Source organism: Campylobacter concisus (assembly GCF_902460845.1).
Classification (GTDB): Bacteria; Campylobacterota; Campylobacteria; order Campylobacterales; family Campylobacteraceae; genus Campylobacter_A; species Campylobacter_A concisus_X.
Window position 1 is genome coordinate 106911 of record NZ_CABPVS010000003.1, and the last position, 22384, is coordinate 129294.

Consider the following 22384-nt stretch of genomic DNA (forward strand, 5'->3'; position numbering starts at 1 on the left):
ATCCCATTTTTACTTGATTTGGGTTTATAAAGGTAAGTATTTATTTAGAATTTATTGATTTTTTAAAATTGAGCCAAAAATTTATTTAAAATTTTGGCTCAAATATCTTAATAGATCCAAGTAACGATATCAGAAATTTCTCTACGAAGTTTTTTTGGTTGTGGATTTAGGCGGTAGCCAAATGGCACCATGATAGCCACTCTTTGAAAGCTCTCATCAAGCCCCAAAAGTTCATTTAAAGCGTATCTGTCAAAGCCTTCTATCGGACAACTATCAATGCCCAAACTCGCGGCTGCATTCATCATATTTGTGGCAATTATCATGCACTGCTCATGTGACCACTGAAATGTTAGCTCATCATCATTTTTAAAATTTGCTAGCAAAAAGTCGTGATAAAATTTTTGCCTTGCAGCAATTGCTTCAGGATCTTTATTGGTATTTCTAGCGATCATTTTATTAACATATGTGCTTCCAAATTTCACCTCTTTGATCTTAGCTAAAACGACAACTAAATGCGAGCAAGATGTGATTTGTGCTTGATTCCATGAAAGAGCTTTTATTTTTTCTCTAAGCTCTTTATTTTGAACGACTAAGATATCCCACTGCTCAAGGCCGGTTGAGCTGGGACTTAACCTACCAGCCTCTAGTATAAAATCAAACTCTCCAGCACCGATTTTTTTACTTTTGTCAAAAACCTTGCAAGCATGACGAAATTTTAAAATTTCAAGATAATTCATCATCTCTCCTTTATAGTTTTTGAAATTATAGAATGGTTAAGTAAATTAAAAGATTTCACTAACGCAATGAGATAGCATGCTATTTTTAAAAATTTATCTTAAAAATATACCAAACTCGCTCTTTGGCACCGCAGAGCCAACGATAGCTGAGTGCTCATAGCCTACTTCTTTTAAGCGTTTTACTGCAAGCATCGCGTCCTTTTCACCAACTGCAAGCAAAAGTCCACCAGAAGTTTGTGCGTCAAATAGTAAAATGTCAGCTTCTTTGTCTACAAAATGCTTTGCAAATTCGCGGTTTTTATAGCTTCCTTCTGGAATGATACCCATATCGGCAAATTCCTTTGCGCTTGCAATGATTGGCACGTTTTTTTCATAAATTTCAAAACTGATCTTTTCATTTAGCATTTCGCTTAAATGCCCTAAAAAGCCAAATCCAGTCACATCAGTAGCACCGTAAACTTTGATACCATCAAGTGCCTTTAATGCATAAAAATTTAGCTGTGCCATGATAGTTGCAGCCTCTTTTATCTGCTCCATGCTTAATAAATCAGCCTTTATTGCTGTGCTTAAAATGCCGCTTCCAAGGGGCTTTGTAAGTATCAAAACATTGCCATTTATGGCTGTATTATTTGCCCAAAATTTATCAGGATGCACCCTTCCAGTGACGCTAAGCCCATAATACATCTGCTGTGTCTCGATCGTATGTCCGCCAACGATTATACCGCCACACTCTTTTACTTTATCGGCTCCACCTTGTAAAATTTCGCCTAAAATTTCAGGTGCCAAGTTGCAGCTATCAAAGCCTACGATATTTAGAGCATTTATCACCTCGCCACCCATTGCAAAGACGTCGCTTAGGCTATTTGCAGCAGCGATTTGACCGTAAATAAATGGATCATTTACCACAGGCGTTATAAAATCAAGCGTTTGAACAAGTGCAAGATCACTTGAAATTTTAAAGACACTCGCATCCTCATTAGAATTGGTGCTTGAGAGCAGATTTGGATGAGATAAATTTAAACTACTAATCGTTTTGTTTAGACCCGACGGGTCAAGCTTAGCAGCTCAACCAGCGGCTCTAACGAACTGCGTAAGCTTTTTGTCGTGGTAGATCATAATTTGATTTGCTCGTGAGTTGAGAGTATGTCGATGATCTCATAAGCATTTGAAATTTCGCCAATCGCAAGATCACTTACTAGCTTATAAGCCTCCAAGCAGCTTCCACAGCTTAAAATTTTAACACCAGCAGCTTCAAGATCTTTAAGCGGCTTAAAGCTTGGGTGTGAGCGGTTTGTTGTCATCTTTACAGCGTTATTTACGCAGATTATTATCTTTGGTTTTTTCTCAACTTGAAGAAATGCTCCTAGGAATTTTGATAGTAAATTTATTCCTACTTCGCCACTTCCCGCGCGCTCTTCATTCAGATAGAGTACTTTATTATTTTTTGGTGTTATGTCGCAGACAAACTCATCAAAATTTGTAAGCTCAAGCGCATTTTTACCTTTTGTAGCTAAAATTTTAGTTTCGTTGCCATTGCTTTCTAGGCTAAAGTTTATATTTTGATTTTTTAAAAATCTTGAAATATTTTCTTTTGGGGCTAGTGCATTTACCAAAATTTCTAAGCTTTTGCCTTCGCTTAAACCATCAAGTGCATTTTTTGTCATTATGACTGGTTTTGGACATTCTAAATTTCTACAATCAATTGTTGTCATGATTTTCCTTTTGCAATTAGTATTTCAAACCTTGAAACTAGTTTGGATTATAGCCAAAAAAATATTAATTATTTTAAAAATTTTAATGTATAAATTTGAGATAAAAGAGAGCTTTGACCTCGCTTACTAGCAAGGTCAGAGTAAAGTTAATTATTTTAAATTTGTATAAGACTTTTCATAATCAGATACTGGAATTTTATTCTCTCTAACGAGCTCTTGATACCAGTAGTGATGAAGAACATAAACTTCTTCTTCCTCTTTATATCCAGTAATCATCGACCAAATAGCACCATGAATAGCAATAGCTGCCATATAAATATGAACTAAGAAAAATACTGCACATGCGATGCCAAGACAGTTATGGATAATTACGCTGTATCTTAAAAGATCAATTTGTGTAAGACCAAACCAAGAAGCAACTGCTGGCTCTTTGAAGTCTAAGAAATACATAATCGCGCCAGTAATTATCATAACGATACCACCAGGGATAGCGATCCAGTACCATGCTTTTTGACCAGCATTAAATTTACCAGCCGGAACAGGTCTCTTTTTCTTTGATAAATAGCCACCAACTATCATCATCCATCTGATATCATAAATTGCCGGAAGCATTCTCTTTGTCCAGGTAAATAACATAGGAAGCACAGAAACAGCAAAGATCACAGTTGCTATATCGTGCAAATATCTACAGAAACGCACAAATGTTCCACCGCCAAGCTCTGCACCCCACATAATGATGATACCAGTTGGCACTAAAATGATCCATGAGATAGCTGCCAAACCATGAGCTATACGTATGATCAATGAAAAAGCAAATACCTTTTTACCATCATGACTAAAATGTTTTGGTCCAATGATTAAAAAGTGTAATGCAAATGCTCCAATAACAGCCAAAATGATAGAAAGTGCTGCTATTGCAAAATAATCATTACCTTGGATAAAAGTAAATATCGGACCCCAGCTATGTTCGTAAGGCTTGATATTTTCTATCCTCTGTGCTGCCCAAATGGTGCTGTCAAATTGATTGACGCCAGTTGGTCCCTCAATGGCCATTGCCGCAACAGACAATGTAAAAAGTAGAGTAAGAATTCTCGTCATTGTAGTCCTTTATGAGTTTGAGCTTAAACAATTTAAGTATTGGTTAAATACGTTAAATCGCATAGCTACGCTATTTTGGTCGCTATTATATCAGAGCTAATCACAAGCAAACCTTAGCAAAAAAGATTACTAAAAATTTTATAAAAAATATTTAAGTTTTGTTAATTTTTATCGTTTTTGATCTGAAAATTTAGCTAAAATAAAGCCAAATTTTAGTTAAAAAGGACTGTGCTATGGATCTTTTTTGCCTTATCTTTGATGACTATGAGACGCTTGATCTAATGGGGCCGGTGGAGTTTTTGGCAAGGGTACCTGAAATTAACATTAATTATGTCTCGTTTGATGGTGGGATGAAAAGAAGCAAGCAAGGCTTTTTGATAAAAACAAAAAAACTTAACAAGATGCCAAAAGAGAGCATTTTGCTACTCCCTGGTGGTCAAGGCACAAGGGCACTTGTAAATGATAGTGAGTTTATTTTGAGACTTAAAGAGTGCGTTTTGGCATCCAAATTTTGCCTAAGCGTATGCACAGGTTCGGCGCTCATCGCTCGCACAGGAGAGCTTAACGGACTAAAAGCTACCTCAAATAAAAGATCGCTTGAGTGGGTAAAAAGTTGCGGCTTAGCAGTAAAGTGGCAAGAGCGCGCTAGGTGAGTGAGGACAGGTAAGTTCTACACAGCTTTATGCGTAGCTGCTGGCATGGATATGGTGCTTGGCTTTATCAGCGATTATTTTGGCAAGGAGCTAGCCCAAAAGATCGCAAATGAAACTGAATACAACTGGCAAAAGAGTGCAAAGATAGATAATTTTGCCAAAATTTATGGATACTGATCTGTAAAAATTTTATAGATATAAATACAAATGAGCTTTTAGTATTTAACAGTCAGAAACTAGCCGCAAGGCCAGCTATTAGTTTCTACGCCTATATTCTTCATAGTCTAGCTCTCTAATCATCTTTATCTCACCATTTTCTTTTAAAAGCAGTAGATCAGGCAGCTTTATGCCGTTAAATGTCGTGTTTTTCACGATCGTATAATGGATTTGATCTTCAAAGATGACTCGGTCGCCGATTTTTAGCTCGCTATCAAATTTATACTCCGCATCGCCCGCTTCAAGCCCTACTATATCGCCAGCTAGGCAGGTATTACCGCCAAATCTATAAGTAAATTTACCATTTTCACTCTCACCTCTAACGGCTGGACGATACGGCATGAGCACAGTATCAGGCATATGCGCCTCGGCTGATGTGTCAAGGATAGCGATGTCTTTCTCGTTATGCACGATGTCAAGCACGCTACTTATCAAAAAGCCAGTTTGCCAGCCAACTGCCTCGCCAGGCTCCAGATAGACCTCAACGCCATATTTCTCGCGGAAGCGCCTAATGATATTTATAAGCAGCTCCACGTCATAATCAGCCCTCGTAATGTGGTGACCGCCACCCATATTTATCCACTTCATCTTTGGTATAAACTCACCAAATTTCTCTTCAAATGCCTCCAGTACGATCTGCAAGCTGCTCGCACTCTCCTCGCAAAGTGCGTGAAAATGAAGCCCACTAATGCCATCAAGAAGCTCAGGCTTAAAATTTGCCCTTGTAATGCCAAGCCTGCTAAATTTACCGCATGGATTGTAGCTGTCAGTTGGGGCTAGCGAGACCTCTGGATTGACTCTTAAGCCGCAGATGATGCCGTTTTGCAGGGCAATACCCTTGAATTTTTGCCACTGCGCAAAAGAGTTAAATGTAATGTGCTTTGAAATTTTTAAAATTTCATCAAAATCCTCGTCCTTAAAGGCTGGACTATAAGTATGAATCTCGCCTTTTACGTATTCGTTTGCAAATTTTGCCTCATGAAGCCCACTGCAAGTCGCACCGTCAAGATAAGAGCCCACCATGTCCATCACTCCGCTAAATGCAAAGCCCTTAAGTGCTACTAAAATTTTAGCTCCGCTTTGCTCTTTGACATATTTTAAAAGCTCTAAATTTTTACGTACTTTTGCCTCTTCGCAGACGTAGGCTGGGGTTTTTATACTTTTTAAAATTTCGTTCATTTTTTCTCGCTTTTTAAATTTTTAAATAAGTATATCTAAATTTATTTTTAAGTAAAATCAGCAAAAATTTCAAAGGATAAAATGTGGTAGAGATCGAATTTCTTGGGCCTATCGGACTTGAAAGTATAAAAGTAGAGGCAAAAAATTTAGGTGAAGTAAAAGAGGCTTTAAGCGAGAAAGAAGAGCTTAAAAAATGGCTAAATATCTGTGCGGTTGCCGTAAATGACGAGATCGTAAGCGATATAAATTTCGCTCTTAAATCAGGCGATAAAATTTCTATTTTGCCACCAGTTTGTGGGGGCTAAGATGCAAATTTATAATGGAAGTTTGGATGTTCAAAGCATCACAAACGAGTGGTATGAACGCTTTAAGGATAAAAACTGCGGTGCGCTCATCACTTTTGTTGGAATCGTAAGAGAAGAAGGTGGCATTTCGGCGCTTAGCTTTGATATCTATGAGCCAATACTTAAAAAATGGCTAGATGCCTGGGAAGAGCGAGCCAAAAAAGAAAATGCCTACGTGCTCTTTGCTCATTCAAAAGGCGACGTGGCAGTACATACGAGCTCATATGTAGCAGGTGTAGTAAGCCCTCAAAGAAAGGTTGCGCTAAGGCTCATAAACGAATTTGTCGAGGACTTTAAGGCCAATGCACCGATCTGGAAATATGACGTCATAAACGGCGAGAGAATTTATGCAAAAGAGCGCAGCCAAGCGATAAATGGTGCTGGAATTTTAGCTTAAAAGGAAAAGTGATGATAACAAAAGAGAGTAAAAAAGATGTTTTTTGGGCGCTTGCATTTGGGCTTGGACTTTTTATATTTAGCATCATTGGCTACTTTTATCTAGCTCTTGGCACAGCGTCTCTCTTTGGCATCATCATTGGCGCTCTCTCAGCGTTCTTTTGTGTTAGAAAAATTTTTCAAAACAACTTTTTACGTATTGAAGATGATGGATTTATTATCACAAAAGGCTCAAAAAGTATAAAATTTTACTTTAAAGATATCGACGAAATCGCCATTAAGAGTTTTGGCGATAAGAAAAAAGTCGAAACTTTAAGCGTAAAATTTAAGAAAAACCGTCTTGATAGAGATGCTTGCTTTGGGTTAGTGCAACCACTAGGTGATGATTTGATCATCATTTTTGATAAATACGAACTCTCGAAATTTACCATTTCAAAAGAGCTAAGAGATAGGCTTAATAATTTTAGAGCATAATTAAATCAACCTATGATCTAAAAATTTTTATATAACAATTATCAAAATTTTATACATTTTTTCACATTAAATTTACACCATTTAGCTACTCTTGCAAAAATAAAATTAAGCATTTTATCTACAATAGACTCGTAATTATGGATTAAAAATTTAAAGGATGACTTACATCAACTTTTATAAAGGGTTTTGCTACTATAATTATGATAAAAGAAATCATAATTATATCTTTAAAAAGGAGTTTACATGAGGCCCATTTTAAGCCTAGCAGTTCTTTCATCACTGCTTCTAGCAAATGAAGCAAATTTAGACATTATAAAGCCTATTAGAGAATTTGCTCCGCCACCAGTCATTACGCCAAACGTTGCACAAAGCGCCTTTGTAGAAAATCAGTTTGACCGCACTCAAAGAGGCGAATACCCATTTGTTACAAATTTACTTGATAACTCAGCTGATATGTTTCATATCTCAGCTGGAATGTATGGCAAAAGCTTTTACAACTCATCGCTTTTTAAATATCGCGGCGCAAATTTTTATACGATTTTAAACGCAAATTTCACCAAAGCAAATAGCTATAAAGATGGCAGTGGCAAAAGATGGGACTATGGCTACAATAGGCAAGGCCAAAGCGCTATCTTAGGTTTCGTACCAAATGATCTTAGCGAGCTTAGGCTTACGTTTTTAAGGGATAATATCGATAAAGACAAGCAGCCAGAGCACGAGATGGACGCTTTTAAAACGACAAGAAAAGTTGGCAAGCTAAATATTAGATTAGGCGAAGAAGATCTTTCAAATACGCTAAATTTTGAATTTGTCCTAAAAAAAGTTGAGCGAAAAGCTGATAATTTTCATCTAAGAGATGCCAATCAAAATGTAAAAGTGGATTTAAAGAGAAATATATTTGAGACAAATCTAAAATATGACGCTGACTTTGCAAGCTTTCACAATCAAATAGGCGCTGGCTTTGAAAAAGATAAACATGACGGCAAAAGATACATGAAACAAGGCAACAACTGGGTCTTTAACGGATACAGATTTGCCGATGTTAGAAATGATAAATTTATGCTCTTTGACACACTTGCTTATAAATTCAATGAGGCAAACGAAGCTTCTCTTGCTTTAAAATATGAAGATCAAAAAAGCAAGCTCAACGGACTTGATACTAAATATTTTGCACCAAATCCAATTAGCACCACTCGCAGGCTACTTCGTCAAATTTACGGTGAAGACGTAAGTGATAAGATCAAAAAAGACGCTTTTAGCGCAAGTTTAAAATATAAATTCAAACCAAACGATAAAGATATCTATTTTGCAAAACTTGAGAGTTTATCTCGTTTGCCAAGCAACATGGAGCGTTTTAACGCACTTTATGGCGCAGGCGATAAAGGCTGGATAGCAAATCCAAATTTAGAGCCAGAAAGACACAATAGAGCAGTTCTTGGCTTTAAATTTGGCAGTGAGTTTTACAAAGAATACCTAAACTCTTTGCAAAACAAAGACGCATTTAGCTTTGGAGGACATTTCATCGCTGATAGCGTTAAAAATTTAATCATTTTTGATAGAAGACACTCAAAAGCTGCCACGTCACTAAACAAAAATGCTGTCATCTCAAGAAACGTTGACGCAACGCTTTATAGTGTAAATTTCAATACAGAATATAGCTTTGCAAGGCACTTTGGCTTAAAAAGCTCACTTTACTACAACTATGGACAAAATAAAACCGATGGCAGGCCACTTTATCAAATAAGGCCTTTTGAGGCAAATTTTGCATTTGACTACAAAGACTATGCAAGTTTTGGTAGCTACAACCTAGGCACTGCACTAAGACTAGTTTCAAAGCAAACTAGAGGTGATTTTAGCAAGCAAAATGGCTTAGGCATCGATAAAAAAGAGGCGGCAAAAGGATTTGGCTTGCTCGATCTTTATGGTGGCGTAGAGTTTAAAAACAAAGTTGGCATAAGATTTGGCGTAGCAAATTTATTTAATAAAGATTATGCGGAATTTATCAGCGGTGATCACGTAGCAGCACTTGATCCAGTAGTCGTTCATGCCCCTGGCAGGACATTTTTCATTAGCTTTCACAGCAGTTTTTAAAGGAGAAAAAGATGTTAAATAGAAGAAAATTTTTAGGACTTAGCGCAGCTTTAGGCGTTAGTGCATTTGCACCAAATTTATTTGCAAAAGAGAGCTTTACTATGTGGGGTGCACCAGCGATCCCAAGCGTTATCATGGCGGTTGCTGCGCTGCAAGGCGAGTTAAACAAAACTTATGATGTAAGTCTAAATATATGGAAAACACCAGATCAGCTGCGTGCAGGCGTAGCTAGCGGGGATATCAAAGTCACGATGTCACCATCAAATGTCGCTGCAAATTTAAGAAACCAAGGGCTTGATTTTGCGATGTTAAATTTACTGACACTTGGCGTTATGAACGCTATGGTTAAGGATGAAAAGATCAAAAATTTAGAGGATTTTGTAGGCAAAAAGCTCATCATGCCATTTCGAGGCGACATGCCTGATCTTGTTCTAAGAGCGCTTTGCAAGAAGCGAGGCATAGACGTTAATAAGATAGACATCACCTATACAGCAACGCCACCCGAAGCTCTGCTTTTATTTTTACAAAAAGATTTTGACATTTTAATAGTCCCACAACCTCTTGGTGAAGCGACTATTTTGCGTGGTAAAAAAGCAGGTGTTAGCGTGCATTACTCAGTTGATTTTCCAAAAATTTGGGGCGAGAGCTTTGGTACAAAACCGATAATCCCAATGGCTGGCATTATCGTAGAAAGAGGCTTTTACGAGAAAAACTTAAATCTATTTGACACGCTTCATAGCGATCTTAAAAATGCACTTTCATGGATACTTGAAAACAAGCAAAGTGCAGCAAAGATAGGCTCAAGCTACCTGCCAGCTCCAGAAGTAGCACTTGCAAATGCTTTTGATAAGGCAAATTTAACGGTTACAAAAGCAAATGAACTGCAAAATGAGATCATGGCATTTTTTGAAGAAATTTATCAGTTTAATCCAAAATTTCTAGGCGGCAAGATGCCAGATAAAGGTCTATTTTTATGATACTAATTGATGGCATTAAAAAAGATCGCTCAAGCTTTTTAAAAATAATTGACTATTTTTGGGGCGGATTTAGCGGATTTGCCGTAGTTTTTTTGATCTTAGCCATTTGGCAAGTGGGAAGCGAGTTTAGCTCCCCACTCTTGCTTCCACCACCAAAAGATGTATTTTTAAAAGCCTGTGAAATTTTAAAAGATTATAAAAACAGCGAGATAAACATAACGCTTTGCAGATCACTGATCGGAGTTTGCTCGGCAACATTTTTTGGTATATTTTTAGGGCTAATAGCAGGTAGTTTTAAAAGTTTTGCAGCCCTTTTAAAGCCTGTTATTACCTTGCTTTTGTCGATGCCACCAATTATTTGGATAGTGCTTGCTATTTTTTGGTTTGGATTTGGAAATTTTAGCACCGTTTTTACTATCTTTATAACCGTTTTACCGCTTACTTTTGCAAGCTCAGCAGTTGCTATGAGTAGTGTAGATGAGGAGCTAAAAGAGATGTTTGACGCTTATAATCTAGGAATTTTAAAAAAGATAAGACACCTTTACATCCCGCATCTTACGAGCTACATAATAAGCTCTATTAGCGTAGCTGTCGCAATGGGTGTAAAGATAGTCATAATGGCTGAGCTACTAGGTGCAAATAACGGCATGGGAGCAAAGATAGCAAATGCAAGGGCAATGCTTGAAACAACCGAGGTAATGGCGTATGTTCTTTTAAGCATCACTCTTATCATGCTTTTTGAATACCTCATCATCGAGCCATTAAAAATAGCTTTGATGCCTTGGAGAAGATGATGCTTGAGCTTAAAAATGTAGAGTATGAAATTTTAAGAGATAAGGTCGTAAGGAATTTTAGTCTAAATGTAAAAGGTGGCGAGGTAGTGACGCTTTTTGGGCCATCAGGATGTGGCAAAACAACGATACTTCGGCTTATTAGCGGACTAAATGAGCCTAGAAAAGGAAAAATTTTTAATAGCTTTAAAAAGACTACATATTTTTTCCAAGAAAATCGCCTGCTTACATGGAAAAATGCTCTTGAAAATGTGCTTTTAGTTATGGATAAACCAGACATTAACGCTGTTTTAGAGCTTTTTAAAAAGGTTGGACTAAGTCAAAAGGACACTTTAAAATACCCAAGCGAGCTAAGTGGCGGCATGAGACAAAGGGTAGCTTTCGTAAGAGCGGTCGTAACAAAGCCTGATCTACTTTTAATGGATGAGCCTTTTTCTGGGCTTGATTATGATATGAAAGAAATTTTAATTGAAATTATTGGCCAAAGAGTAAGTGAAGGTATGAGCGTAGTTCTCGTCACACACGATAGAATGGAAGCTGTCAAGATGTCAAATAGAATTTATTTCCTATCAAGTAAAGGCGCTGTCATACAAAGAGAACTTGAAATAGACAAAGATTTCAAAGAGCGCGATTTTACGTTTATTAGCAAGATAATAGATGAAAATTTCAAAGGGCAAATTTATTATGATTAATAACTTTTTTACTCATCCTATGAGGATATTTTTCTTAATGAGTGCCGCCTGTGCGGTGCTTGGTGCTAGTGTGTTTTTTACTCCAACTGATTTTGTGAGTTTGCATAAATTTATATTTTTGCAACTTTTTTTAGCGCTTGCTTATGCTGGATTTTTGCTAACTGGACTAACCGATTGGACAAATTTTCAAGCATCTTTAAAAATACATGCTTATATATTATTTTCACTCTTTTTTATAAGCTTTATCTTGGCATTTTTTAGCCTATTTTTAGCACACTGCTTTATCGCTCTTTTTTGGCTTTACTTGGTTTTGCTTTGTCTTTATATGATCTGGCAGGATAAAAACGATGATCAATTTGGCGTGCTTGGCTTTTTATTTGGCATTTTAGGCTTTGAAATTTATTATCTAATAAGCGGCAATGAAAAATTTCTAAATTTACAAGTTTTCATCCACGTAATCGCTATCTTACTCATCTCGTACCGCGTTAGTGTCGTGCTTGGAAAAGAAGCGTTAAAAAGAGAAGAAGGCATGGATGAAGCTGTTTTTGTGCCAAATTTTATCTATAAAAATATCGCTATCTGCTGCGTTTGCGCCTTTTTGCTTTTTAATATATTTTTTGAAGCAAGTATGGGTGTCTATTATGCCGCGATAGCTTGTGGAAGTGCGGTACTTGCAAAGCTTAAAGAATGGCACTATAAAGAGCTTTTTAAGCATAGCTTTGTACTTTTATACTATTTTATGCAACTATTTTTAGCGCTTGGATTTTTGGGAATCGGCTTTAGCGGTATTTTTGGACTCCATCTTGAAACAAATTTTATGCATCTAATAGCGATAAATTCAGTAATTTTTAGCGTGATGCTTATATTTAATGTCGCAGGACTTCGTCATAGCGGACAAGAACTTGAGTTTTTACGCCTTAGTAAGATTGCTTTTATTTTAGTTCTTTTAGCTGGCATTAGCAGAGGAATTTTGGCTTATTTTTGGAGTGGCTTTTACATTCATTTACCAGCAACACTCATAGCAATCGCTTTTGTTTTTTGGCTCATAAATTTTTATGTGATCTTTAGGGATAACGATTTTAGCGATGATCCAGAGTAAAAAGATATTAAAAATTTATTCACTAATTAAAAAGAGTTTTTAAGTCTTTTTTGAAGTAAGTGGATATATAATTTGCGATATTTATTATCAATATTATAAAAAGGATTCTTTATGAACAAACTTACTTCTGTTGCTTTAGCAGCTTCATTTTTTGCAGTTTCAGCTCTTGCATTTAGCGTAGAAGGTGAACCAAAGGTAACATTTACTGGCTACAAGCTAGCAAATAAGACAGCCGTACCAGGTACTTTTAAAACGATAAATTTTAAAAGTCAAGAAAATGCAAATTTTGCTGATTTTTTAAAGAGCTTTGAATTTAAGCTAGAGCCAAAAGATATCGACACAAAGCTGCCTGACCGCGATAAAAGGATTGGCATTATTTTCGATAGCAAGGCAGTAGATGGCAAGATCGTAGCAGTAAGTGGCGACGATAAGGCTGGAGAAATGGATGTTGAGCTTAGCATAAATGGCAATTCAAAAACTTTTAAAACAAAATATGAAGTGCAAAATGGCAAGCTAGTAGCAAAATTTTCAGTTGATCTTGTAAATGATTTGAAGCTAAATGAAAGCTTTGATAAATTTGCCGCTGCCGCCAAACCATTTCACGGCGGAAAGAGCTATCCAGATGTAGATGTTGGCTTTGAAGCGGTGATAAAATAACTTTCAAATTCGGCGCCAGTAAATTAGCTTGCGCCGAAGTTACCTCTTTATCCTAGTTTCTTATTTTGTGATACCGAAAAATCGAAGATGACGGATTTTTCGCGGCAAGAATGCGAAATTTTATTTTAAAGATATCGACGAAATCGGCATCCCCGAGATAGACACCAAGCACAAAATCGACGTTTTAAACGTGAGATTTAAACGGGGCAAACTAGACCGCGAGGCAGCTGACGGTCTTATGCAGCCTATCGGCGACGATGACGCCGTGATATACGACAAATACGAACTCTCAAAGTACGAGATTTTTAAAATTTTAAAGCAGAAATTTGAGGCGCTAAGCGTGCAAAAAAGCGAAAATAAGAAAAAGTAAAATTTGTCTCGGCCCGCCGGCGCCAAATTTGATTTTTGACTTTGGCGACCGAAAATTTGCGAATTTGACCAAAATTTGAGCCAAATTCGCAAGGCTAAATTTATTTATTAAAATACGCCGCGAGTGCGCTTAGCACGACTAAAAAAGATAGTGAAGTTTTTGAAGAGTTTAAATTTTTCCTTTTGTTGTTATTTGAGTGGGCGCAGGGTTTGAGCGACTGGAGATTGAGAGCTTTAAATTTACTCAAATTGGCATTAATAAAATTTGCGCGATTATAGCTAAATTTAAACGCTTTTCGGTGTGGAAGCTTAAATTAAATTTGATGTAAAATTTGAATGCTAGCGGTGCAAAATTTAAACTAGAAATTTAAATACTACATAGCAAAGCGCGGTATTTTTTGCTTAGATGAGGCGAAATTTCTACTTCACTTCGCTTGTAGCTGCAAGTAGAAGTGACGAAATTTTCGCTCCAAGACTAGACATATAGTCTGTCGCGGGGGCAAAAATTTCAAATCTATTTAAATATACCCACTAAATAGGGAGAAGTATTTTTGCCTTAATCAAGGCGGATTTAAATTTTATGACGGGAGCGTATATGAAATACGTGACCGAGTAAAATTTAAATACAACGCAGAGTAAGGCAAAAAGACAAGCCTAAATTTAGACTTCGTACCTCTCGCCGGGTTTCATTTCGATTATCTCCCACGGCAAGCCCTGCTTATTTAGCTCATCCATGAAAGGCTTGGCATCGAAATTTTCCATGTTAAAGACGCCTTTTCCGCTCCAGATGCCCTTTGCGACCATCATCGAGCCGATCATCGCAGGCACGCCCGTCGTGTAGCTCACGGCCTGCGCGCCCGTCTCGGCGTAGCAAGCCTCGTGGTCGCAGACGTTGTAGATGTAGACTTGGCGCTCTTTGCCGTCCTTGAGTCCGCGGATCACGCAGCCGATGTTGGTTTTACCTTTCGTACGAGGACCGAGACTCGCAGGATCAGGCAGCAAGGTCTTTAGAAACTGTATCGGCACGATTTTTACGCCGTTGTGTTCTACCTCGTCGATACGCAGCATGCCGACGTTTTCTAGGCATTTCATGTGAGTTAGGTAGCTCTGTCCGAACGTCATAAAAAAGCGGATTCGCTTTAGCCCCTTGATGTTTTTTACAAGGCTTTCTAGCTCCTCGTGGTAGAGCAGGTAGCTGTCTTTGACGCCCACTTTCGGATAGTCCCATTTGAACATTATTTCCATCGGCTCGGTCTCTTTCCACTCGCCGCGCTCCCAGTAGCGGCCCTTTGCGCTTACTTCGCGCAGGTTGATTTCGGGGTTAAAATTCGTCGCGAACGGGTAGCCGTGATCGCCTGCGTTGCAGTCTAGGATGTCGATCTCGTGGATCTCGTCAAATAGATTTTGTTGCGCGTAGGCGCAAAATACATTGGTCACGCCAGGATCAAAGCCGCTTCCCAGCAGCGCCATCGTGTTTGCGGCTTTAAACTCGCCGTCCTTTGCCCACTGTAGCTTGTATTCAAATTTGGCAGTATCTGGATGCTCGTAGTTTGCCGTGTCGATGTAAGGTATGCCGGCGCGAGAGCATGCGTCCATGAGCGTTAGGTCCTGATACGGCAGCGCCACATTTAAAAGCAAATCGGCGCCCGTTTTTTTGATGAGCGCGACTACGGCATCGGTATCGTCCGCGTCGATCTGGGCGGTGTCAATTTGCACGCCTAGGTGATCCTTGATAAATTTAGCGATCGCGTCGCACTTGCTTTTTGTGCGGCTTGCAAGGGTGATCTTACTAAAAACGTCCGCGTTCATCGCGCATTTTACGGTCGCGACTTGGCTCACGCCGCCCGCTCCGATGATTAAGATATTTGACATTTTTGGCTCCTTAAAATTTTAGTGATTTTAGCAAAGTTAATATAAATTTCTAACTTCAAAAGGTAAAATGAGCCAAATTTTAAAGGTAAGAAGATGAAGAAAATTTTGCCATTTTTAGCGCCTATTTGCCTCTTTGCAAGTAGCTGTGACGAGCTGGTGCAAGAGAGTGTGAGGGAGTTTTATAAAAGCGATAGAAATTTGGAGAGAGCCATAAATTTAGCCGAGCAAGCGACTGATGTCTGCTTAAAAGAGGGCAACACCGAGCAGGCGATCACTTCGCTCATAAATAGCGCTAGCATTTGCATGGTAAATAAAGAGCCACAAAAGGCGTTAGAGCTCTCACAAAGAGCCCTAGAGCTTGCGGCAAACGTTAGCGACAAGCTGCTACTAGCTCGCTCTTATCATAGCCTAGGTGCGGCACAAAAGGCACTAGGCAGATACGACGAAGCACTTGCTAATTTTCAAGAAGCTCTAAAAATTTATGACAACGCGCCAAATGCCCCAATGAAAGACGAACTCATCTGTATAAAAGGCATTGCTAGCGTCTACTACCTAAAAAACGACTTTGACAAAGCCCACGAAAACCACCTTTTAGCGCTAAATTTACTTGATATCACGCCGGAGTTAAGTGGCAACGAGCTTGTGCGATCAGAGCTTTTAGTAGAGCTTGCTAACGACCTAGCAAAGCTTAATCAAAAGGACGAAGCTACCCAAAACTACAAAAAAGTGCTTGAAATTTTAAATGGAAAAGAGCAAAATCCTCGCGCACGGGATCTTTTAGAGCGAGCCAACAAAGGACTAAAAGAGCTTAACTAAAGTTTTTCTTTAGACTTTTTAGCACGAAATTTGCAAGCTCAAGTCCCTTTGAACGGTGAGAAATTTTAAGCTTCGTCTCATTATCTAGCTCGCCAAGCGTTTTAGTAAAGCCATCTGGGATAAAGAGCGCGTCGTAGCCAAAGCCATTTGTACCACGCTCCTCATCTATTGCTTTGCCATACATAAAGCCATGCGTCGTGTAATCACCAAATTTCGAGCTAATAGCGATACAGGCGGTGTAGTGAGCTGGTGAGCTCTTTAAATTTAGAACCTTTAGCTTGCTAATTAGCTTTGCTCTATTATTTGCGTCATTTGCGTTTTTGCCACATACTTTGCCATTTTCATCAAGGTCAAAATAGCGAGCTGAGTAGATCCCCGGCTCACCGCCAAGTGCATCCACGCTAATGCCACTATCATCGCTAAGAGCGATAAACTCATTATCAAGCCCCTGCTCTTTAAGCTTTGCAAAGACAGCTCTTGACTTTATGAGCGCATTTTGCTGAAAAGTGCTGCCATCTTCAACGATCTCAAATGGCTTTACAATCTCGCTTAAGGCGTAAATTTCATAGCCTTTTAAAAATTCTTTTATCTCTTTTACTTTGTCTAAATTTGATGTCGCAAGCACAATCTTCATTGCAAGAGCTCCTTGATTTTTGGGCGTATTTTACAAAAAAGTAGATTAAATTTTTAAATTTAAATTAGCGTTAAAATGATAAACTTAGTCCTTTTAAAAATAAGGAAAATTTTATGTTAAAAAGCGTTTTACCACTATCTTTTATCATAGCAAGTAGATTTTTAGGTCTTTTTATAGTTTTGCCAGTGCTTAGCCTTTATGCCTTAAATTTACGCGGAGCAAACGAGTTTTTAGTAGGGCTAATAGTAGGCGTCTATGCGATCTCACAGATGATATTTCAAGTGCCTTTTGGAGCGCTCTCGGATAGGATAGGACGCAAGAAAACATTAACGATCGGACTTTTGGTTTTTATCATCGGCTCAATAATTTGTGCACTTACAAGCGATATTTTTACCATGCTATTTGGTAGATTTTTACAAGGTGTAGGTGCTATCGGAGCAGTTGCAACTGCGATGATAAGTGACTATATAACAGAAGAAAAACGCTCAAAAGCTATGGCGATAATGGGTGCTTTTATAGGGCTTAGTTTCACACTTTCTATGGTGCTTGGGCCGCTTCTTGCCAAAGACTATGGGCTTTCAAGCCTCTTTTACTTAAGTGCCGCCCTTAGCCTACTTTGCATTGTACTTCTCTACACCGTTGTGCCAAAAGAGATAAAAGTAAGCGCTAAAAGTGAAAAAGTACCGTTTGGCAAGTTGTTTTTGCAAAAAGACTACATGATCATAAATTTCACCTCTTTTATGCAAAAGATGCTAGCAAGCATCGCATTTTTGGTGATTCCTATCGTTTTAGTAAAAGAGTATGGTTACGAAAGTAGCGAGCTTTACAAGGTCTATTCGTTTGGCGCCGTGCTTGGCTTTTTGGCTATGGGGCTAGCTGGCGCCCTTGGCGATGGCAAGGGACTTAGCAAGGTCATCTTGATAGCTGGCACGCTGCTTTTTGCTCTAACCTACACCATTTTTGCCATTAGTTTTACGCTTTTTATCTTCGTTTTGGGAGTTGCTATATTTTTTATAGGATTTAACCTTCACGAACCAATCATGCAATCAACCGCAACAAAATTTGTAAAATCCTCGCAAAAAGGCTCAGCCCTTGGTGTATTTAATTCATTTGGTTATTTAGGAAGCTTTGTTGGAGGTGCGTTTGGTGGATACATCTTGCATGCTTTTGGCTTTAAAGTACTCGCCATCATCTGTGTGGTACTTTGCGTGGTATGGCTTATTTTACTCTTTAGCCTGAGCGATCCAAGAATTTTTAAAAATATCTATCTAAGCCCTGAAGTAAGCTTAAATTTAGAGTTACTAAATAGCCAAAAAGGTGTAGTCGATTATTACAAAAACGAGAAAAATCAAGTGATAAAATTTGACTCTCGCCTAATAAGCGAGGCAACTTTAAAAGAGAGTTTGAAGTTTTGATCTACGACGTCATCATCATTGGCGCCGGTGCTAGCGGACTATTTTTAGGAGCAAATTTAAAGGGTAAAAAGATTGCCATCTTAGAAAAAAATAGTAGTGCTAGCAAAAAGATCCTAGCAAGCGGTGGAGGCAGATGTAACATCACAAATCGCTTTATAAGCGCTAAAAACTACCTTGGCGAGCAAAAATTTATAGAGCAAATTTTAAAAGTACTGACTCCAGATCAAGTTTTAATTTTTTTTAGCGAGCTTAAATTTAGTGAGCAAAAGCAAAATCAGTTTTTCTGCGATAGCGGTGCAAAGAGCGTTTTAAACGTGCTTTTGAAAAGACAGAAAGCGGATATTTTTTACAACGAAGAAGTTCTTGGTGCTAAAAAAGTAGATGAAATTTTTGAAATTTTGACAAAAGATGAGAAATTTAGAGCTAGAAATTTAGTCATCGCAAGTGGCGGACTAAGTTATAAAGCCCTTGGCGCAAGCGACATTGGTTATAAAATAGCAAATGATTTTGGCATTGAAACATCAACTCTTTTGCCTGCACTTGTTGGATTTAGCGTACAAAAAGATGAGTTTTGGTTTAAAGAACTTAGTGGCGTTAGCCTAAACGCCGAGGTGGAAATAAATAGCAAAAATGAAAGCCATAAATTTAGTGACAATCTGCTTTTTACGCATAGGGGCATAAGCGGACCAGCGATACTAAATGCCTCGCTATTTTGGCAAAAGGGGCGAATTTGCATAAATTTTTTGTCCAAATTTAGTGAGAAAAATTTAATAGATGGCAAAAAGCAGCTTAGCTCGGTTTTGCCCTTGCCAAAAAGGTTTGTGCTAGAGTTTTTAAGAAATTTTGGCTTAAAAGACAGAGCTTTTTATGAATTTAGCGATAATGAGAGACAAATCATAAAAAGGCTTTTTGCTTATGAATTTGCCCCAGCTGGGACATTTGGCTTTGAAAGAGCGGAAGTTACAAAAGGTGGCGTAAAGAGTGAATTTTTAGATGAAAATTTACAAGCCTATAACGTTAAGGGGCTTTATTTTGTTGGTGAAGTCTTGGACATCACTGGCATGCTTGGCGGATATAACTTACATTTTGCATTTGCAAGCGCTCTAAAGGTGGCTAGGGTCTTAAATCTATGATCTCCTAGAAGTTAGCTAATTTTTAGATAAATTTTCATATTTTAAATAAGATAAATTTACTATGAAAGCAAGTTTTTAAGCAATTTATTTAGAGTAATTTAGATGTTTAAAATTCATAATAAATACTTTAAAAAGATTTTATACCAAACAAAAGCAACGAATTTTTGGAATAAATTTTATAGCCAAGCAAGCTAAACATTAGGTTGAATTTAATTTAAAGTATAAGTAGTTTAGGAATATTAGATTATTAAACCTCTTTTATAAAGCTAACGGCTTCAAATGGGTTTGAGAAAATATGTTTACTAAATTTCTCCAAATCACTCTTTTGACCATATCCACAAGTTAGACCCACACCTGTAACAAAAGCAGCTTGTGCGGCCATTAAATCCATAATGGTATCACCTACCATAAATGCATTATTTTTATCTTTATTAAGTCTAGTTAAAGCCAAATTTATTGGCTCTGGATTTGGTTTTGGATTAGCAACATCGTCTCTTCCAATAACAGTTTTTATATATTTCATAACTCCTAAATGCTCAAGCAAGATAATAGAAAATTTTGAAGTTTTAGTAGTAACTATACCTACATCAGCAAAGCTACTTGCCTCCTTCAATGCTTCATTTGCATAATCTAAAAGTACCGTCTCATCAAGATAAATTTTTTCATAGCAAGCTTTATACTCTTTTATATAGCTATCAATTAAATTTTTGCTTGCACCAAGTCTTTCAAACATTATTTCAAGCGGATGACCAACCAAAGACTTTAATGCATTATGGTCTGGCTCTTTTTTACCATGGGATAAGAAAGCTCTATTAAATCCTTTTAAAATAGCAGAAGTCGAATCAATAAGCGTACCGTCCAAATCAAAAAGTATGGTTTTTTTCATCATTTTCTCCGTAGAAATAAAAAAGGGCCTAGCCGAAGCTAAGCCCCTAAAAAAAGTAACTTTAAATAATAAGATTATTTATTGAAAGTAGCTTCAACGCGTCTATTTTGAGCGCGGCCTTCTTTAGTTTTATTTGTAGCAATTGGTTTAAGCTCACCGTAACCAACTGTTGAAATTTTATCCTCACTTACGCCATAGCCAGCAAGAACATCAGCTACTGCTTTTGCTCTTTTTTCAGATAGTTTTTGGTTATAAGCTTCTGCACCTACGCTATCAGTGTGACCAGCAAGTACAACTTTATAATCTGGGTGTTCGCCCATGAAGTCAGCTACTTTTTTGATCTCAGCTGCATATTTTGGTCCAACTTTGTAGCTATCAAATGCAAAGTTAACATCTAGATCTCTAAGAACGATAACTTTCTCGCATCCTCTTTCGTCAACAACCACGCCAGCTGGAGTGTTAGGGCATTGATCTATATCATTTGGCACGCCATCATTATCATCATCAAGAACTGGAGTTGCTGCTGCAACTGGAGCTGCTGCTGCAACTGGAGCTGCTGCTGCAACTGGAGCTGCTTTTGAGTCAAGACCGATACCAAAGCCTAGTGAATAGAATAGGTTATGATCAGCATGTTCAAATTTGATAGCGTCTCTTGCTTCTGCTTTAAGAGCGAATCTATCAGTTACTTGATATCTTAAACCAAAACCATATTGGCCAAAACCGCCATCTTCATTTTTAACAAAAATAGCTGGAACATCTTCATAACCAGCACCAACTAAGCCATATAGACTAACTGGTCCAAAATCAACTATATCTTTTATAAGATTTGCATGATATCTAAGAACTCTTCCTTCTCTTGTTAAGCTACCTGTTTTTTCTTTTGCTTTTTGAGTGTAATCAACACCAAGCTCTACTTGGTCAAAGAAAAAATCTTCAAGATTTCTAGCAGCTCTAACACCAACGAAGTTGTGGTCTTTTACACGTAAATTTCCCTCTGGGTGAACACCACCAATAGTTGGAGTAACTTCATAATTATATGCTGCGTTAGACGCAAAAACCGCTGTTGCGGCAACCATAGCTAAAGCAATCTTTTTCATATTTAGAATTCCTTTCTTAGGATTTATTTTAAAGTGGTTACATTTTAACTGAATAAAATTTAACCGACTCTAAATCATAATTTAATTAACAATGTAAATTTGAAATTTACACAACTTAAATTTTTGCAAATGCAAAAGCACTTGCAAAAATTCATTAACGTTTAGAGAATTGTGGGCTTCTTCTTGCCTTTCTTCTACCAAATTTCTTACGTTCAACAACACGAGAATCTCTAGTTAATAAGCCTTTTGGTTTAAGTGCTGCTCTAAAATCAGCATCCATATCAGCTAAGGCACGTGAAATGCCGTGTCTTAAAGCCTCTGCTTGTGCTGAATAACCGCCACCTAAAGTTGTGGCTACTACATCTATTAAACTCTCTTGTTTAGTAACCAAAAGTGGTTGAATTACTTTAAGCTTTATAGCTTCATGTCCGCCAAGCCAAGTGTTAAGATCCATACCATTTACTACGATTTTACCGCTTCCAGACTTTATCCAAACCTTTGCTACGGCAGTTTTTCTTTTACCAGTTGCATAAACTTTTGCCATAATTATTTTCCTTCTTTTTTAGCTATTTGTGCCGTATGAGGATGCTCACTGCCAGCATAAACTTTTAGTTTTTTTATCATCTCTCTTCCAAGTTTAGTTTTTGGAAGCATTCCACGAACAGCTAATTTAAATAGTTTTTCTGGCTTATTTGCTATCAAATCGCCAAATTTTTCACTCTTTACGCTACCAAAATATCCTGAGTGTCTGTGATAAAGTTTATCTTCAGCTTTGTTATTACCAGTAAATTCTACTTTTGAAGCATTTATGATGATAACATAGTCGCCACAATCTACGTTTGGCGTGAAGCATGGTTTGTTTTTGCCACGAAGTATAGTTGCTACCTCAGTTAGCAATCTACCAAAACGTTTACCAGCTGCATCAACAACGATCCAGTCTCGTTTAACTTCGTTTGGCTTTGTTATTTTTGTCATTTTCTTACCTTTGCCAAGTTAATTTTTGAGTTGTGATTGTATTTAAACAATGCTTTTATAAAGCTTAAATT

The 22384-nt window shown here is 37.7% G+C and carries 26 protein-coding genes; 15 read left to right on the forward strand and 11 right to left on the reverse strand.

All coding sequences use genetic code 11. The features are described 5' to 3' along the window. Window positions 1–107: 107 nt before the first annotated feature. The 4 genes from F3H00_RS03655 to F3H00_RS03670 all read right to left on the reverse strand — a co-directional run bounded on the left by F3H00_RS03655 (window position 108) and on the right by F3H00_RS03670 (window position 3547). Window positions 108–737: an NAD(P)H-dependent oxidoreductase gene (locus F3H00_RS03655; RefSeq protein WP_148800415.1), complete on the reverse strand. Its 630-nt coding sequence runs from the start codon at window positions 735–737 to the stop codon at window positions 108–110. A gap of 93 nt (window positions 738–830) precedes the next feature. Then, the gene (selD, locus tag F3H00_RS03660) at window positions 831–1853 is read right to left on the reverse strand and encodes a selenide, water dikinase SelD (protein WP_410369062.1); all 1023 of its coding nucleotides are present in this window, start codon (window positions 1851–1853) and stop codon (window positions 831–833) included. Next, window positions 1850–2449 carry a sulfurtransferase-like selenium metabolism protein YedF gene (yedF, locus tag F3H00_RS03665; protein WP_148800413.1) on the reverse strand — a complete coding sequence of 200 codons (600 nt, stop codon included), beginning with the start codon at window positions 2447–2449 and terminating at the stop codon, window positions 1850–1852. The genes selD and yedF overlap by 4 nt, the downstream gene beginning before the upstream one ends. A 150-nt stretch (window positions 2450–2599) precedes the next feature. Continuing rightward, a complete protein-coding gene (locus tag F3H00_RS03670; RefSeq protein ID WP_103629214.1) occupies window positions 2600–3547 on the reverse strand; it encodes a formate dehydrogenase subunit gamma in 948 nt (315 codons plus the stop codon). Window positions 3548–3780: 233 nt separating this feature from the next. Between F3H00_RS03670 and F3H00_RS03675 the strand changes: the two genes are divergently transcribed. Beyond that, window positions 3781–4200, forward strand: coding sequence for a DJ-1/PfpI family protein (locus tag F3H00_RS03675; protein WP_223155231.1), 420 nt, complete (start codon window positions 3781–3783; stop codon window positions 4198–4200). Next, a complete protein-coding gene (locus F3H00_RS10505; RefSeq protein ID WP_223155232.1) occupies window positions 4201–4377 on the forward strand; it encodes a type 1 glutamine amidotransferase family protein in 177 nt (58 codons plus the stop codon). It begins immediately after the preceding gene. A 78-nt stretch (window positions 4378–4455) separates the two neighbouring features. Here the strand turns inward: F3H00_RS10505 and nspC are convergent, their stop codons facing one another. Beyond that, the gene (gene nspC, locus F3H00_RS03680) at window positions 4456–5595 is read right to left on the reverse strand and encodes a carboxynorspermidine decarboxylase (protein WP_148800411.1); all 1140 of its coding nucleotides are present in this window, start codon (window positions 5593–5595) and stop codon (window positions 4456–4458) included. A gap of 83 nt (window positions 5596–5678) precedes the next feature. Here nspC and F3H00_RS03685 point away from each other — a divergent pair, with 83 nt between their 5' ends. The 10 genes from F3H00_RS03685 to F3H00_RS03730 all read left to right on the forward strand — a co-directional run bounded on the left by F3H00_RS03685 (window position 5679) and on the right by F3H00_RS03730 (window position 13486). Further along, on the forward strand, window positions 5679–5900 hold the full coding sequence (locus F3H00_RS03685) for a MoaD/ThiS family protein (protein ID WP_148800409.1): 222 nt from the start codon (window positions 5679–5681) through the stop codon (window positions 5898–5900). 1 nt (window position 5901) lies between these two features. Then, window positions 5902–6336 (forward strand): molybdopterin synthase catalytic subunit, encoded by a 435-nt coding sequence (locus tag F3H00_RS03690; protein WP_021090672.1) that lies wholly within the window; start codon window positions 5902–5904, stop codon window positions 6334–6336. 11 nt (window positions 6337–6347) lie between these two features. Then, entirely contained in the window at window positions 6348–6809 is a 462-nt protein-coding gene (locus tag F3H00_RS03695) for a molybdate transport repressor (protein ID WP_087576576.1), read from the forward strand. A 243-nt stretch (window positions 6810–7052) separates the two neighbouring features. Then, window positions 7053–8900, forward strand: a complete 1848-nt coding sequence (locus F3H00_RS03700) for a TonB-dependent receptor domain-containing protein (RefSeq protein ID WP_149703709.1) — start codon at window positions 7053–7055, stop codon at window positions 8898–8900. Window positions 8901–8911: 11 nt separating this feature from the next. Continuing rightward, entirely contained in the window at window positions 8912–9877 is a 966-nt protein-coding gene (locus tag F3H00_RS03705) for an ABC transporter substrate-binding protein (protein WP_087585427.1), read from the forward strand. Then, window positions 9874–10671: an ABC transporter permease gene (locus tag F3H00_RS03710; protein ID WP_148800407.1), complete on the forward strand. Its 798-nt coding sequence runs from the start codon at window positions 9874–9876 to the stop codon at window positions 10669–10671. The genes F3H00_RS03705 and F3H00_RS03710 overlap by 4 nt, the downstream gene beginning before the upstream one ends. After that, window positions 10671–11360 (forward strand): ABC transporter ATP-binding protein, encoded by a 690-nt coding sequence (locus tag F3H00_RS03715; RefSeq protein WP_148800405.1) that lies wholly within the window; start codon window positions 10671–10673, stop codon window positions 11358–11360. The genes F3H00_RS03710 and F3H00_RS03715 overlap by 1 nt, the downstream gene beginning before the upstream one ends. After that, a complete protein-coding gene (locus tag F3H00_RS03720) occupies window positions 11353–12459 on the forward strand; it encodes an NnrS family protein (protein ID WP_148800403.1) in 1107 nt (368 codons plus the stop codon). Before F3H00_RS03715 ends, F3H00_RS03720 begins: the two co-directional genes overlap by 8 nt. A gap of 111 nt (window positions 12460–12570) precedes the next feature. Beyond that, window positions 12571–13116 carry a YceI family protein gene (locus tag F3H00_RS03725; protein ID WP_148800401.1) on the forward strand — a complete coding sequence of 182 codons (546 nt, stop codon included), beginning with the start codon at window positions 12571–12573 and terminating at the stop codon, window positions 13114–13116. Between the two features lie 190 nt (window positions 13117–13306). Beyond that, window positions 13307–13486, forward strand: coding sequence for a hypothetical protein (locus F3H00_RS03730; RefSeq protein WP_223155234.1), 180 nt, complete (start codon window positions 13307–13309; stop codon window positions 13484–13486). A gap of 659 nt (window positions 13487–14145) precedes the next feature. On the opposite strand, the gene F3H00_RS03735 is transcribed toward F3H00_RS03730, so the two are convergent. Beyond that, window positions 14146–15357, reverse strand: coding sequence for a saccharopine dehydrogenase family protein (locus F3H00_RS03735; protein ID WP_148800399.1), 1212 nt, complete (start codon window positions 15355–15357; stop codon window positions 14146–14148). 93 nt (window positions 15358–15450) lie between these two features. On the opposite strand from F3H00_RS03735, the gene F3H00_RS03740 reads away from it, so the two are divergent. Next, window positions 15451–16173, forward strand: coding sequence for a tetratricopeptide repeat protein (locus F3H00_RS03740; protein ID WP_148800397.1), 723 nt, complete (start codon window positions 15451–15453; stop codon window positions 16171–16173). Here F3H00_RS03740 and F3H00_RS03745 read toward each other — a convergent pair. Continuing rightward, window positions 16166–16807: a non-canonical purine NTP pyrophosphatase gene (locus F3H00_RS03745; protein ID WP_148800395.1), complete on the reverse strand. Its 642-nt coding sequence runs from the start codon at window positions 16805–16807 to the stop codon at window positions 16166–16168. The genes F3H00_RS03740 and F3H00_RS03745 overlap by 8 nt on opposite strands. 113 nt (window positions 16808–16920) lie before the next feature. On the opposite strand from F3H00_RS03745, the gene F3H00_RS03750 reads away from it, so the two are divergent. Both F3H00_RS03750 and F3H00_RS03755 read left to right on the forward strand, forming a co-directional pair. Continuing rightward, entirely contained in the window at window positions 16921–18222 is a 1302-nt protein-coding gene (locus F3H00_RS03750; RefSeq protein ID WP_148800393.1) for an MFS transporter, read from the forward strand. Continuing rightward, on the forward strand, window positions 18219–19355 hold the full coding sequence (locus F3H00_RS03755) for a BaiN/RdsA family NAD(P)/FAD-dependent oxidoreductase (protein ID WP_148800392.1): 1137 nt from the start codon (window positions 18219–18221) through the stop codon (window positions 19353–19355). Before F3H00_RS03750 ends, F3H00_RS03755 begins: the two co-directional genes overlap by 4 nt. 247 nt (window positions 19356–19602) lie before the next feature. Here the strand turns inward: F3H00_RS03755 and F3H00_RS03760 are convergent, their stop codons facing one another. The 4 genes from F3H00_RS03760 to rplM all read right to left on the reverse strand — a co-directional run bounded on the left by F3H00_RS03760 (window position 19603) and on the right by rplM (window position 22313). Further along, a complete protein-coding gene (locus F3H00_RS03760; RefSeq protein ID WP_148800390.1) occupies window positions 19603–20241 on the reverse strand; it encodes an HAD family hydrolase in 639 nt (212 codons plus the stop codon). Window positions 20242–20315: 74 nt separating this feature from the next. Further along, complete coding sequence (locus tag F3H00_RS03765) at window positions 20316–21338, reverse strand: OmpA family protein (protein WP_149703710.1); 1023 nt, start codon at window positions 21336–21338, stop codon at window positions 20316–20318. A 154-nt stretch (window positions 21339–21492) separates the two neighbouring features. After that, on the reverse strand, window positions 21493–21882 hold the full coding sequence (rpsI, locus tag F3H00_RS03770; protein ID WP_002939337.1) for a 30S ribosomal protein S9: 390 nt from the start codon (window positions 21880–21882) through the stop codon (window positions 21493–21495). Between the two features lie 2 nt (window positions 21883–21884). Next, window positions 21885–22313 (reverse strand): 50S ribosomal protein L13, encoded by a 429-nt coding sequence (rplM, locus tag F3H00_RS03775; protein WP_002939292.1) that lies wholly within the window; start codon window positions 22311–22313, stop codon window positions 21885–21887. Window positions 22314–22384 lie beyond the last annotated feature (71 nt).

Bases quoted from the DNA above. Each gene is read 5' to 3' on its own strand.
- rpsI (WP_002939337.1), bottom strand. From the start codon at position 21,882: ATGGCAAAAGTTTATGCAACTGGTAAAAGAAAAACTGCCGTAGCAAAG.
- F3H00_RS03655 (WP_148800415.1), bottom strand. From the start codon at position 737: ATGAATTATCTTGAAATTTTAAAATTTCGTCATGCTTGCAAGGTTTTT.
- F3H00_RS03735 (WP_148800399.1), bottom strand. From the start codon at position 15,357: ATGTCAAATATCTTAATCATCGGAGCGGGCGGCGTGAGCCAAGTCGCG.
- F3H00_RS03715 (WP_148800405.1), top strand. From the start codon at position 10,671: ATGCTTGAGCTTAAAAATGTAGAGTATGAAATTTTAAGAGATAAGGTC.
- F3H00_RS03740 (WP_148800397.1), top strand. From the start codon at position 15,451: ATGAAGAAAATTTTGCCATTTTTAGCGCCTATTTGCCTCTTTGCAAGT.
- rplM (WP_002939292.1), bottom strand. From the start codon at position 22,313: ATGACAAAAATAACAAAGCCAAACGAAGTTAAACGAGACTGGATCGTT.
- F3H00_RS03670 (WP_103629214.1), bottom strand. From the start codon at position 3,547: ATGACGAGAATTCTTACTCTACTTTTTACATTGTCTGTTGCGGCAATG.
- F3H00_RS03705 (WP_087585427.1), top strand. From the start codon at position 8,912: ATGTTAAATAGAAGAAAATTTTTAGGACTTAGCGCAGCTTTAGGCGTT.
- F3H00_RS03725 (WP_148800401.1), top strand. From the start codon at position 12,571: ATGAACAAACTTACTTCTGTTGCTTTAGCAGCTTCATTTTTTGCAGTT.
- yedF (WP_148800413.1), bottom strand. From the start codon at position 2,449: ATGACAACAATTGATTGTAGAAATTTAGAATGTCCAAAACCAGTCATA.
- F3H00_RS03720 (WP_148800403.1), top strand. From the start codon at position 11,353: ATGATTAATAACTTTTTTACTCATCCTATGAGGATATTTTTCTTAATG.
- F3H00_RS03700 (WP_149703709.1), top strand. From the start codon at position 7,053: ATGAGGCCCATTTTAAGCCTAGCAGTTCTTTCATCACTGCTTCTAGCA.
- F3H00_RS03710 (WP_148800407.1), top strand. From the start codon at position 9,874: ATGATACTAATTGATGGCATTAAAAAAGATCGCTCAAGCTTTTTAAAA.
- F3H00_RS03695 (WP_087576576.1), top strand. From the start codon at position 6,348: ATGATAACAAAAGAGAGTAAAAAAGATGTTTTTTGGGCGCTTGCATTT.
- F3H00_RS03750 (WP_148800393.1), top strand. From the start codon at position 16,921: ATGTTAAAAAGCGTTTTACCACTATCTTTTATCATAGCAAGTAGATTT.
- F3H00_RS03745 (WP_148800395.1), bottom strand. From the start codon at position 16,807: ATGAAGATTGTGCTTGCGACATCAAATTTAGACAAAGTAAAAGAGATA.
- F3H00_RS03765 (WP_149703710.1), bottom strand. From the start codon at position 21,338: ATGAAAAAGATTGCTTTAGCTATGGTTGCCGCAACAGCGGTTTTTGCG.
- F3H00_RS03675 (WP_223155231.1), top strand. From the start codon at position 3,781: ATGGATCTTTTTTGCCTTATCTTTGATGACTATGAGACGCTTGATCTA.
- F3H00_RS03760 (WP_148800390.1), bottom strand. From the start codon at position 20,241: ATGAAAAAAACCATACTTTTTGATTTGGACGGTACGCTTATTGATTCG.
- nspC (WP_148800411.1), bottom strand. From the start codon at position 5,595: ATGAACGAAATTTTAAAAAGTATAAAAACCCCAGCCTACGTCTGCGAA.
- F3H00_RS03690 (WP_021090672.1), top strand. From the start codon at position 5,902: ATGCAAATTTATAATGGAAGTTTGGATGTTCAAAGCATCACAAACGAG.